This window comes from Campylobacter aviculae, from assembly GCF_005406215.1.
Taxonomy (GTDB): domain Bacteria; phylum Campylobacterota; class Campylobacteria; order Campylobacterales; family Campylobacteraceae; genus Campylobacter_D; species Campylobacter_D aviculae.
Genome location: NZ_NXMA01000003.1, coordinates 150364 through 161920, shown reverse-complemented (window position 1 = coordinate 161920; position 11557 = coordinate 150364). Strand labels below are relative to the sequence as shown.

Genomic DNA, 11557 nt, shown 5'->3' with positions numbered 1-11557 from the left:
TTTCAGGATCCTCATCCTTTGAAATTTTCAAATAATAATAACCCTTAGAATCCATTAGTGATGAAGAATAAGAAAATTCTTCATCATTTTTAACATAAATTCTTTCTTTAACTATCATTTGAGGTTTTAAAGCTTTTAATTTCTTATAAAACTCATAATCTTCTTTGGTAAAAATCATTTTAACCAGACAAAAATTTTCAGCTTTTGTATTTACTTTTTTTAATTCTTGTTTTAAAGAACTTTGGATTAAAAGTTGTAAATAGTCAATGTTGTAAGAGTAATACACTAATACATCACGCCAACCTCCTACGCGGGTTGCGATCTCTATGACGGATAGCTTGCATTTTTCGAAATCCCCCCCCCCGTCAGTTTCAAATTTCACTTCTATGTGGGAGGCTCCAAAGTTGATATCAAAGGCATTTAAGACTTTTATAATCTCATTTTCAATAAAATCCTTTTCACAATTAGTTACTCTAGCAGGAACTAAATGTTGCGTCTCTAAAAAGTCATCTGCAAATTCACCCTCTCTTAAATATTCCTCTGTAATGGTTACGATTTGATGTTTGCCATGAGAACTTATCGTTTCTACGCTAAATTGTTTGCCTTTTAAAACCTCTTCAGCCAAAACGATTTTATTGTAAGATAGTTCCTTAGCTTCATCTTAACGCTTTTTTAAATTCTCTTTATCAAATACCTTTACCACTCCTCTTCCAGCACTTCTATCGCTTGGTTTTATGATAATAGGAAATTGAGTGATTTGCTCTAAATCTTTTTCATCTTTGAGTATGAAGTATTTGGCATGATTGATATTATGTTTTTCAAACACTTTTTTCATCAAGCTTTTATCGGTAGTATTTTTAGCACATTCGTAAGAATTAGTTCCAAGATTGAGTTTTTCTCCGATATAACACACCGTTAAATTTCCAAGTTCTGTAGCAGCAGTAGCAACGCCTACGATATTAAATTTTATAGCGAGTTCTAGAATTTTTTCTTTATCTGCAATGGAAATAGGGTGAAAATAATCTGCTAAGTCTTTACAAAAACAATTTTCATTATAGTCAAAAACGTGGGTGATAAAATCTTTTTTTACACTCAAAACTAAGTCTGCTTGTAAATCACCACCACCGATAATAAAAAAATGTTTGTTTTTCATGAATTCTCCTAAAAAAATCCGTTAAAAGATTTTTACTAGGAGTTTAGAAGCGAAGATCTCCTTTTATATAGTTTTCAGGATCCTCATCCTTTGAAATTTTCAAATAATAATAACCCTTAGAATCCATTAGTGATGAAGAATAAGAAAATTCTTCATCATTTTTAACATAAATTCTTTCTTTAACTATCATTTGAGGTTTTAAAGCTTTTAATTTCTTATAAAACTCATAATCTTCTTTGGTAAAAATCATTTTAACCAGACAAAAATTTTCAGCTTTTGTATTTACTTTTTTTAATTCTTGTTTTAAAGAACTTTGGATTAAAAGTTGTAAATAGTCAATGTTGTAAGAGTAATACACTAATACATCACGCCAACCTCCTACGCGGGTTGCGATCTCTATGACGGATAGCTTGCATTTTTCGAAATCCCCCCCCCCGTCAGTTTCAAATTTCACTTCTATGTGGGAGGCTCCAAAGTTGATATCAAAGGCATTTAAGACTTTTATAATCTCATTTTCAATAAAATCCTTTTCACAATTAGTTACTCTAGCAGGAACTAAATGTTGCGTCTCTAAAAAGTCATCTGCAAATTCACCCTCTCTTAAATATTCCTCTGTAATGGTTACGATTTGATGTTTGCCATGAGAACTTATCGTTTCTACGCTAAATTGTTTGCCTTTTAAAACCTCTTCAGCCAAAACGATTTTATTGTAAGATAGTTCCTTAGCTTCATGATAACGCTTTTTTAAATTCTCTTTATCAAATACCTTTACCACTCCTCTTCCAGCACTTCTATCGCTTGGTTTTATGATAATAGGAAATTGAGTGATTTGCTCTAAATCTTTTTCATCTTTGAGTATGAAGTATTTGGCATGATTGATATTATGTTTTTCAAACACTTTTTTCATCAAGCTTTTATCGGTAGTATTTTTAGCACATTCGTAAGAATTAGTTCCAAGATTGAGTTTTTCTCCGATATAACACACCGTTAAATTTCCAAGTTCTGTAGCAGCAGTAGCAACGCCTACGATATTAAATTTTATAGCGAGTTCTAGAATTTTTTCTTTATCTGCAATGGAAATAGGGTGAAAATAATCTGCTAAGTCTTTACAAAAACAATTTTCATTATAGTCAAAAACGTGGGTGATAAAATCTTTTTTTACACTCAAAACTAAGTCTGCTTGTAAATCACCACCACCGATAATAAAAAAATGTTTGTTTTTCATGAATTCTCTTAGATTAGTTTAGCTTTATTATAGCAAAATATTAATAAAATAAAAATATAGACGATATTTAAGAATAATTTTTTTAAGGAAAGTGATGAAATTTTGCAAAAAGTGTGTAATGCCAGATACTAAACCTGATTTACATTTCGATGAAGAAGGGGTTTGCGATGCCTGTCGTTCTCAAGAAAGTAAAAATAGGGAAATCAATTGGCAAGAAAGAGAAAAAGAATTTTTAGAACTCATTAAAAAATATAAAAAACATCCTATTTATGATTGTGTAATAGGAGTGAGCGGGGGTAAAGACTCTACTTTTCAAGTGATTAAAATGCTTGAGCTTGGGCTAAATCCTTTGTGTGTTTGTTTTGAGCCAAGCATTCCTACTAAAATAGGACGTAAAAATTTAAAAAATCTTAATAATTTAGGCGTTGATCTCATCCACATCAAAAGAAATCCAAAAGTCTATAAAAAGCTTGCAAGAGAGGCTTTTATAAGAACAGGGGACAATGAATGGCAAAACCATTTGGGAATTTTTACTTCTGTACCAAGAATCGCAGTTAATTTTGATATCCCTTTGATTATATGGGGTGAAAGTCCGCAAATTGAGTATGGAGGCCCTGCAAGTAGTAAGGATAAAAATGTTTTAGGAAGAGAGTGGCTTGAGGAATTTGGTGGACTTTTGGGCAATCGTGCTTCAGATATGTTAGGAGTGGGTGGTATCAATGAAAAAGATTTGTATCTTTATACTTATCCAAGCGATGAAGAGCTTAAAAGAGTTGGTGTTACAGGATTATTTTTAGGATATTATTTTAAATGGGATTATAAAAACAATCTTGTAATTTCTCAAAAAAATGGTTTTAAGACAAGTGTTAAACCGGTTGAAACTACTTATGAAAATTTTGAAAATTTGGATTGTTATTCTAATCATGTGCATGATTATTTAAAATACTGCAAATATGGCTTTGGAAGAGCAACGGACAATGCGTGTTTGGATATTCGCTTAGGGTATATTACCAGAGAAGAGGGTGTGAGACTTGTACAAAAATACGATGGAAAGCCACCTAAAAAAGCCATTAAAAAATACCTAGAATTTAGCGGTTTTAGTGAGGAAGAATTTCAAAAAATCGTGGATTCTTTTACCAATAAAAAAATTTTTAAACGTAATGAAAAAGGCGAGTTTTTAAGAGATATTGATGGTTCTTTGGTTAGAAAAGAAGAGTATATTTTAAAATGATAGGCGTGATTGATTATAAGGCAGGAAATTTAAATTCAGTTTTAAAGGCTTTAGAAAAAATAGGAGCTAAAAGTTTTTTAATCCAAAAAAAAGAAGATTTTTCTAAAGCACAAAAACTTATTTTGCCAGGCGTTGGATCTTTTAAAGAGGCGATGAGGCATTTAGAAAAAATGGAATTTATAGAGCTTTTAAAAGAGGAAGTTTTACAAGCAAAAAAGCCTATTTTAGGAATTTGTCTTGGTATGCAACTTTTTTTAGAGAAAGGTTATGAGGGTGGAATTTGCAATGGTTTTGGTTTTTTAGAAGGCGAGGTTGTTCCTTTTGAAAAAACTGATTTAAAAATTCCTCACATGGGTTGGAATGATTTGGAAATTTTAAAGCAAGAGCCTTTGTATCAAGATATTCCCTTGCAAAGTGATTTTTATTTTGTGCATTCTTTTTATGTCAAATGCGATGAAAAATTCATCAGCGCAAAAGCACAATATGGCCATCAATTTACAGCGAGTATCCAAAAGGACAATGTTTTTGGTGTGCAGTTTCACCCTGAAAAAAGTCAGAATTTAGGCTTAAAACTTTTAGAGAATTTTACAAGGCTTTAAAATGCTAAAAACTAGAATCATTCCTTGTGTTTTACTAAAAAATGGACAACTAGTAAAAAGCATAGGATTTAAAGATTTTCGCACCATTGGCCATCTAACTTCAACGATGCGAATTTATAATGCACGTAATGTTGATGAGTTGATTATCTTAGACATTGACGCTTCTAAAACTGGAGAAATAGATTTTGAAAGCTTAGAAGATCTCGCTAAAGAATGTTTTATGCCCTTAACTATAGGAGGTGGGATCAAAACCATTGAGGATATACAAAAGATTTTAAATCTTGGAGCGGATAAAATCGCTATCAATTCTAAGGCTTTGGAAGATCCTAGTTTTATTGTTAAGGCGGCAAATCGTTTTGGATCGCAATGTATCGTTTGTTCCATTGATGTTAAAAGAAAAGATGATCGCTTTTGTGTTTATAGTAAAGGAGAATTATTAGACATTGATCCTTTAAAATTTGCTTTAGAGTATGAAAAACAAGGGGCGGGCGAAATTTTACTCACTTCAATAGATTTTGAAGGAAAGGCACAAGGGTATGATTTAGAACTTTTAAATCTTTTTAAAGATAAACTTCAAATTCCACTCATCATCAATGGAGGATTAGGAAAACCAAGTGATGCAAGCAAGGCTTTAAATTTGGGTGCAGATGCCCTAGCAGGCGCTTATATCTTCCACTTTTCTCAATACACCCCAAAAGATATCAAAGAAGAATTAGCTAAAGAGGGTTTTGCTGTAAGGATGAATTAGAAATTTGTTGCTATAGTTTGGTAAGCGTATGGATTAAAAAGTTTTTTAAAAATTGCTAACTTATAGAATTTCTTAATATTATATAGAAAAAATTTTCATCCTCTTTGTCAATTTGAAAATCATTTTTAAAATAAAGTTTCAATGCTTTTTTGTTTTGTTTTAAAACACAAGCTTTTAGCTTTTCAACTTTTAAAATTTCAAAGGCATATTTTTTAACTTCATCCATTAGAACTTGACCCATTCCTTTTAAATCAGGTTTTGCATAAAGTCCAAAATAACAATCTTGTTGATTGATGTGGATAAAATCAATCACTCCTATAGCTTCTTCATCATTAAAAACTAAAAAATATTTTTTAGTTTTATCTTGCTTTAAACTTTGAATAAAATTTTTATGCTTCTTAAGATCAAAATTTTTAGTATGCATAAACTGATTGACTCTTTTATCGTTTCTCCATTGCCAAACCAGTATCATTTCTTCATCATTAAGTTCAGTAAAATTTTTTAATCTAATCAAAATTTATACTCCACTTCATAGCCTTTTTTTGCAAGCCAATCAGCGGTTGGCCTTTGATTTTCGATGTAGCAAATCGCTTTAAATTTAGCTTTTAAAAGCAATGCTTCATTGATCAAAGAACTTGCACTGATGATGAGTTTTTCACTTTCGTTCATAAGTTTAGCTATATTGTCATGATCAATAAAAAGTTTGATATTGGGGTTTTCCTCGATCAGCTTTTGAAGTTTTTTGATATTTTTATTGGACGAACTTGTAGCGATGGCGATTTTTTTATCCTTTGGCAGATCACTTGCGATCTCCATAGAAAGATTTTTTATATCTGTTCCTCCTAAACAAATGAAAAAATCCCAAATTTTCTCTCTTTTTTCTTTAGCTTCAATATAAAATTCATCCCTAATCAAAGCGTAAGAAAAACCACATCTTAACTCGCATTTAAAAGGAACTAAACCCTCATAATCACTTGCCTTTGCACAAGCATTGACATTGAGTAAGATATCGCAATGGTGAGGATTTACTGTATCATCAAAGCTTAAAATTTTAATTTTTGTTTCAAGTTTGATGAGTTTCTCATCATCAGCTGTAATATCATAATGATCGATCACAAGTAAGTCAAATTTATGCTCTTTGATAAGATAGATAAGCTCATAAATACTAGCGCTTTGTAGTTCAAAAACAGGATAGGGAATTTCATCGATTAAAGAGCCTTCTAAAGGCAAACAAGCAAAACTGACATCATCATATTGTTTTGCTAAAACAAGATCACGTTTTATGTGGCCAAAACCTATTTGAGTGGAACTATCACTTCTAAATAAGACTTTCATTTTTTTTAATCACTTCTTTAAATTTTAATATCGGATTTTTTTCATTAAACATAAAATCTAAAATACCTAGATAAGCAATGAAGGTATTTCCTTGTTGAAAATAAACAGGATGTACAAAATCAAAATATTCGATATTGATATTTTGCTCTTCAAATAATTTTTTGGCATTTTCAAGGTAGTTCTTAGAACCTTCAGGAGACAAATAGTAATTTGCTTTTAAATTTTTGCAAATATTAAGCAGTAGTTTTTCTTTTTTTTCTAGGGTTATATCCATAGAAGAAGCTCTGTAAATAGGTGTTTGTATGTTTAGATCTTTGCAAATTTTTAAAATTAAATTGATATTAAAATCAACCAATTTTTTTTCTTGATAAAGACTTTGTTCTAAAAAATGATAGTATTTTTTAAAATTTATGCTTTTAGAATAGGCATGATATAAAGTTTTTAAAAATTTTTCTTTCCATTTTTGATCATTTTCTAAGAATATATCCGCTAAAGAAGTTTTTTGGGATGCTTTTTTTATGATTAAATTCAGCATAAAAATTTGATTTTGGAGTTTAATTCTATTTCTATTTTGCCATGATCTTCTTTCAAATTGGACATTGTCTAAAAATACAAAAGCATCTACTTTGTGTATCATATATATATATCCTAGCCATGGATTAAAAGTGGGTTGCATGATGGCTATTTTCATTTAATTTTTCCATAAATTACTATATCGCTATCAAGAATATTGATATCATTTTTCATTATATTATTAGCCTCATAATTTAAAACTTTAAAATCATATAAATTTAAATATTCTTTAAGATATTCCACCAGTTCGTATTCTTGATATAGAGTATTAATACAACCCAATTCCCCAGTTGTATCATCATCGGTAATTTTAAATGTATTGTGGGCTATTTTTTCTCCAAAGCCGTATCTAAAATCTTTAATACTTCTAGTTCTTAAAAAGAATAGAGCATTATCTTTATATGCTTGATATTTTTTACAATCTTTTAAAAGATTTAAAAAATCCTCCCTTCTTAGATAATTTACAATATTGGGTATTAAAAAAATATCTGCTTGAATATTGGGGTTTTTTTGACAAAAATTCAAAATATTTTCTTCAAAAAATTGAAATTGTTTTGCTTGAATAACATTTTCAAAATTATAATAAGCATTTTTAATATTATCAGGGTTAAAATCTACCCCAATACACTCATAGTCATAGTTTGCAAACAAGGAAAGATTATTTCCGTTTGAGCAGCCGAATTCTAAAACTTTTTTATGTGAATTTTGATGTAAATTGTTTTTGAAAAAAAATTGAATAATAGCTAAATCTGGAAATTTTAAACCTTTTAAATCTCTAATATACATTTACTCTCCTAGCAAATTTTTCCATAAATTATAATATCACTATCTTTAATGCAAACTTGATTTTTCATATTGATATTTTCACTACTTATAACTTCAAAATCATATAAATTTAGATATTTTTTTAAATATTCTACCAATTCATATTCTTGATAACAAGTACAAAGACAATTTTTTTCTCCGCTAAATTCATCTTTATCTAAGATAAAACTACCATTTTCTAGAGCATATCCTAATTTATAGCGATGATCTCTAATGCTTCTTGCTCTTAAAAAGAAAAAAGAAAAATACCCCGCCCCATACTTATAAAGATGATTATCTCTGCTATTTTTAAGCAAATTTTTAAATTCCTCTCTAGTGATAAAATTGATTACATTAGGTATTAAAAAAACATTAGCACAAATATCTTTAAAATTTTTGGCAAAATTTAACATATTATCATTAAAAAATTGAAATTTTTTATATTTTAAAACATGATTAAAATTATATTGTGCATTTTGGTAATGAAGCTCACTAAGTTCTACTCCAATACATTCATAGTCATAGTTTGCAAACAAGGAAAGATTATTACCATTGTGTGAAGCAAATTCTAAAACTTTACCATCTTTTAAATCATTTAATTTATTTTTAAAAAACCATCTGACAAGTTCCATATCAGGATATTTAAACCCTTTTATTTCTTTTATAAACATTTTTTTTCCTTGTAATTTACCCTATAAAGTATCTTTGCAAATTCTAAATCTTGAGGTGTGTCTATATCGCAAACCAAATTTCTTGGCAGTAAAAATACACTAGAATGCGGTCTAAACATAAAATCATTTTCAAGCCAAGCTTTGCTAGTACCAAAATAAAAAGCTCCCGCATCATGATAAGCTTTAGTAAGATCTTGAGAGCGGCTTTGGTAGTATTTTTCATCAAACATATAAACTTGTTTTTTTTCATCCAAATAAAAAGCTCTTTGTATAGGATAGTAAAATTCACAAGCGCTAAATAAAAATTGGCTTTTATTTTGTATAAAATTTTCAAAGGCTTGTTTTAAGATATCAGCGCTGATAAGCGGTGCTGTAGCATAAAGACAACAGACATGATCATAATTTTGCCCTTGTTTTTGCAAAATTTGTATCACATCTTGTATCACAGCAGTGCTTGAAGCATAATCATCGCTTAAATGAGCGGATCTTTTAAAAGGTGTTTTTGCGCCAAATTTTAAAGCTGTTTCAATGATTTCTTCATCATCGCTTGAAACGATAACTTCATCAAAAATTTGCGAATTTAAAGCACTTTCTATACTATAAGAGATTAAAGGTTTTCCTAAAAAATCTATGATATTTTTTCTAGGAATTCTTTTTGACCCTCCGCGCGCAGGTATAATGCAAAGATTTTTCATTTTTTGCCTTGAATTGATTTTAGGGTTTATTTTACCAAATTTTAAGTATAATCATCTTTAAAAATCCCAAAAGGTTATTAATGATCGTTGATAAAACTTATGAAATACCTTCTTGTGATGATGTAAAGCTTAATACCATAGGTGTTTTAAGCAACTTAACTTTAATGTGAGTTTGAGGAGATAGATGTAAATTCATCAAAAATGCAGAATAGGGTTTAAAAATAACAGATGGAACTTAAAAAAAGAACTTCTCTTGATATTTGAAGCTAAATTAATATTTCAAAGAAAGATCTATTTCTTATTTTTGCAAAAACAAAGCTTTTGAATTTAAAGATAGTAAATAAATTTATATTGGAAATTCTTTAATTTCTATAAAAGTTTGTAGCATTTTAAAATCAATATGTAAAGCTATTATATTAAAGATAATTCCGGCTCCATAACTTGAAAGGATATATTTATTCCCCCCCCCCTTTTTTTTGTGAAGCTGTGCCTATTTTATCGTTTTGTTTGTAAAGACATAATTCTATAGGCAAATTGCTTATTTTACAATCCCCATATGTTCTAAATACCTGATGGAAGCATGGAAAATTATTTAAACATAAGTTTTCTAACATTTTTTGAAGAAAAAATTCATTTGGAGTGTGAAAAAAGAAGTTTGCTATTTGTGTTTTATCTATGTCAAAATATTCAAAAAAATCATCAAAAAATTCAGGATAATTTTTTGATGCAAAATCAAAAAATAAACCATTGTTGATATATAAATATTCATTAAAATTGGTATTATAAGCATTTAATGGCAATGTTTCTTCTAATGCATATTGGCTATATATATTTTGAGAGAAAAAAGTTTTTTGTGATGTGTCTTGAGATTTTTCGATTAAAATTGCACACGCACAATCACTATGTGTAAGGTAAGATATTTTATCATTTTTTATATCGATTTTTTTACTTTTTACAAGACTTGTAAGTATGACTATTTTGTGAATATTAGGATTATCTAACATCAGGAAAGCTTGCATCAGTGTTTGCAAAAAACCGGAACAAAATGCTGTTGTATCTATACATATAGTTTTTTTATTTAAATTCAATTTTTTATGTATAATGCTTGATGTTTGAGGTGCAAAAAAATCAGGAGTGTGTGTAGCAAGAAATATAACATCTAATTCTTCTTTTGATAACACATCATTTTTTAGCAATGTGTCTAAAGCTTCAATAGCTAAATCGCTAGCAAACGTATTTTCATTGGCTATATAGTGTGATGAAAAATTACAAGTTTTTTGAAAAAGATTAAATTTAGTTTGAGTTAATCCACACAATTGTAATTCTTCATCTATTAGATCGGTTATTCTTTGGAAAAATGACGCTGATAGCTTTGATAGTATGAGAATTTAACACTAGTTTCATATTTATAAAATCCTTAAATAATTTTATATTATAATAGCATAGATTTTTATTTTTTAAGGTAGAAAATGATAGCGTATTTACATATTGGCAATCCCAAAACAGGTAGTACTGCGATACAAAGTTTTTTTGCTCAAAATGAAAAAAAACTCTTAGAAAAAGGTTATATTTATCCAAAAAGCCTTAGAGTAGCAAATAGACACTAGATTTTAGTGGATATAGTTTTAGAATTGATCAATAAAGAAAAGTTAGACCAAGATATTCTAAAGGATTTAAGTGATGAAAAATTATTAGGTGCTATAGAAATTTTTAAAGCTGAAAGTGCTTTGCATAAAGATAAAAAATTCATTTTTTCAGCTGAAGGTATAGTTTGGGATTTTTCTACTAAAAAACATGTTGAAATTTTAGAAAAAATTATGAGAGAATTGGGCTTTACTCAAATTTATATTATCGTATATTTAAGAGATACTTTGGGGTATTTGAATTCGCATTGTTCTCAAGATCATAAAACAATATAGGTTATTATTCCGCTGATTTTACGCCTTTTAATCATCCTAGAAAGTATATTTTTGATTATAAATGGATTTGTCAAACTTACGCAGAGGTTTTTGGAGAGGAAAATTTGATCGTGAGGCTTTTAAATGAAGATTATGTTGGTGGAACTTTACTGAAGGATTTTGCGTATCACTTAGGGCTTGAGTGGGATGAGGATTTTATTTTAAAACAAACCAAGAATGAAAGTTTTAATCTTTTGGGAATGGAGCTTATGTCAAGGCTTAATCAAAAAGATTTACAGCAAGATAATTTAAATTCTTTGCTTTTTATGGCAAGAAGGAAATTTGAAGGTGCTCAAGAAAAAAGATTAAAATTTGCGGTTCAAAAAGATATAGCTAAGGCTTATGTGGATTATTTTTCACCCTCTTTAGAGTGGGTAAAGCAAAAATATTTTCCACACAAAAGCACTCTTTTTGCTCCTATAAATTGGGACGAATATCAAGAAAATTATACCTTAAGGGATATTAAAAAAGAAGATTGGGATAATATAGTCGATTTTATAGCTCAAATCATCGTTTCTAAAAATAAAATCATTCAATCTTTGAAAGAGAATTAAGACAAGTTTTT

The 11557-nt window shown here is 29.0% G+C and carries 13 protein-coding genes and 1 pseudogene; 4 read left to right on the top strand and 10 right to left on the bottom strand.

Translation table 11 applies throughout. The features are described 5' to 3' along the window. From CQA76_RS02535 to CQA76_RS02525, 3 genes are all read right to left on the bottom strand, one after another. On the bottom strand, positions 1–625 hold a 625-nt coding region (locus CQA76_RS02535), incomplete at its 3' end, for an ATP-grasp domain-containing protein (protein WP_137621879.1). Between the two features lie 36 nt (positions 626–661). Next, entirely contained in the window at positions 662–1153 is a 492-nt protein-coding gene (locus CQA76_RS02530) for a hypothetical protein (protein WP_137621878.1), read from the bottom strand. Between the two features lie 43 nt (positions 1154–1196). Further along, complete coding sequence (locus tag CQA76_RS02525) at positions 1197–2378, bottom strand: ATP-grasp domain-containing protein (protein WP_137621877.1); 1182 nt, start codon at positions 2376–2378, stop codon at positions 1197–1199. Positions 2379–2472: 94 nt separating this feature from the next. Between CQA76_RS02525 and pseA the strand changes: the two genes are divergently transcribed. Genes pseA through CQA76_RS02510 form a run of 3 tightly spaced genes read left to right on the top strand, consistent with a single transcriptional unit; the run spans position 2473 to position 4956 of the window. Then, on the top strand, positions 2473–3609 hold the full coding sequence (gene pseA / locus CQA76_RS02520; protein ID WP_137621876.1) for a pseudaminic acid biosynthesis protein PseA: 1137 nt from the start codon (positions 2473–2475) through the stop codon (positions 3607–3609). Next, complete coding sequence (gene hisH / locus CQA76_RS02515; protein ID WP_137621875.1) at positions 3606–4208, top strand: imidazole glycerol phosphate synthase subunit HisH; 603 nt, start codon at positions 3606–3608, stop codon at positions 4206–4208. Before pseA ends, hisH begins: the two co-directional genes overlap by 4 nt. Position 4209: 1 nt before the next feature. Then, positions 4210–4956: a HisA/HisF-related TIM barrel protein gene (locus CQA76_RS02510; RefSeq protein WP_137621874.1), complete on the top strand. Its 747-nt coding sequence runs from the start codon at positions 4210–4212 to the stop codon at positions 4954–4956. A 55-nt stretch (positions 4957–5011) separates the two neighbouring features. On the opposite strand, the gene pseH is transcribed toward CQA76_RS02510, so the two are convergent. From pseH to CQA76_RS02475, 7 genes are all read right to left on the bottom strand, one after another. Beyond that, a complete protein-coding gene (gene pseH / locus CQA76_RS02505; protein WP_137621873.1) occupies positions 5012–5470 on the bottom strand; it encodes a UDP-4-amino-4,6-dideoxy-N-acetyl-beta-L-altrosamine N-acetyltransferase in 459 nt (152 codons plus the stop codon). Next, a complete protein-coding gene (gene pseG / locus CQA76_RS02500) occupies positions 5467–6291 on the bottom strand; it encodes a UDP-2,4-diacetamido-2,4,6-trideoxy-beta-L-altropyranose hydrolase (RefSeq protein WP_137621872.1) in 825 nt (274 codons plus the stop codon). Before pseG ends, pseH begins: the two co-directional genes overlap by 4 nt. Continuing rightward, positions 6275–6982 (bottom strand): WbqC family protein, encoded by a 708-nt coding sequence (locus tag CQA76_RS02495; protein WP_170999701.1) that lies wholly within the window; start codon positions 6980–6982, stop codon positions 6275–6277. Before CQA76_RS02495 ends, pseG begins: the two co-directional genes overlap by 17 nt. Then, complete coding sequence (locus CQA76_RS02490; protein ID WP_137621871.1) at positions 6979–7650, bottom strand: methyltransferase domain-containing protein; 672 nt, start codon at positions 7648–7650, stop codon at positions 6979–6981. The genes CQA76_RS02495 and CQA76_RS02490 overlap by 4 nt, the downstream gene beginning before the upstream one ends. A gap of 8 nt (positions 7651–7658) precedes the next feature. Next, positions 7659–8339, bottom strand: a complete 681-nt coding sequence (locus tag CQA76_RS02485; RefSeq protein ID WP_232364882.1) for a methyltransferase domain-containing protein — start codon at positions 8337–8339, stop codon at positions 7659–7661. Next, complete coding sequence (gene pseF, locus CQA76_RS02480) at positions 8330–9034, bottom strand: pseudaminic acid cytidylyltransferase (RefSeq protein ID WP_137621870.1); 705 nt, start codon at positions 9032–9034, stop codon at positions 8330–8332. The genes CQA76_RS02485 and pseF overlap by 10 nt, the downstream gene beginning before the upstream one ends. A gap of 455 nt (positions 9035–9489) precedes the next feature. After that, positions 9490–10350, bottom strand: a complete 861-nt coding sequence (locus tag CQA76_RS02475; RefSeq protein ID WP_137621869.1) for a 3-oxoacyl-ACP synthase — start codon at positions 10348–10350, stop codon at positions 9490–9492. Positions 10351–10503: 153 nt separating this feature from the next. Between CQA76_RS02475 and CQA76_RS02470 the strand changes: the two are divergent. Beyond that, a pseudogene (locus CQA76_RS02470) lies at positions 10504–11546 on the top strand (acyl carrier protein). Positions 11547–11557: the final 11 nt, after the last annotated feature.

Coding starts and splice junctions, on each gene's coding strand:
- CQA76_RS02530 (WP_137621878.1), bottom strand. CDS start 1,153: ATGAAAAACAAACATTTTTTTATTATCGGTGGTGGTGATTTACAAGCA.
- CQA76_RS02525 (WP_137621877.1), bottom strand. CDS start 2,378: ATGAAAAACAAACATTTTTTTATTATCGGTGGTGGTGATTTACAAGCA.
- pseA (WP_137621876.1), top strand. CDS start 2,473: ATGAAATTTTGCAAAAAGTGTGTAATGCCAGATACTAAACCTGATTTA.
- hisH (WP_137621875.1), top strand. CDS start 3,606: ATGATAGGCGTGATTGATTATAAGGCAGGAAATTTAAATTCAGTTTTA.
- CQA76_RS02510 (WP_137621874.1), top strand. CDS start 4,210: ATGCTAAAAACTAGAATCATTCCTTGTGTTTTACTAAAAAATGGACAA.
- pseG (WP_137621872.1), bottom strand. CDS start 6,291: ATGAAAGTCTTATTTAGAAGTGATAGTTCCACTCAAATAGGTTTTGGC.
- CQA76_RS02495 (WP_170999701.1), bottom strand. CDS start 6,982: ATGAAAATAGCCATCATGCAACCCACTTTTAATCCATGGCTAGGATAT.
- CQA76_RS02490 (WP_137621871.1), bottom strand. CDS start 7,650: ATGTATATTAGAGATTTAAAAGGTTTAAAATTTCCAGATTTAGCTATT.
- CQA76_RS02485 (WP_232364882.1), bottom strand. CDS start 8,339: ATGTTTATAAAAGAAATAAAAGGGTTTAAATATCCTGATATGGAACTT.
- pseF (WP_137621870.1), bottom strand. CDS start 9,034: ATGAAAAATCTTTGCATTATACCTGCGCGCGGAGGGTCAAAAAGAATT.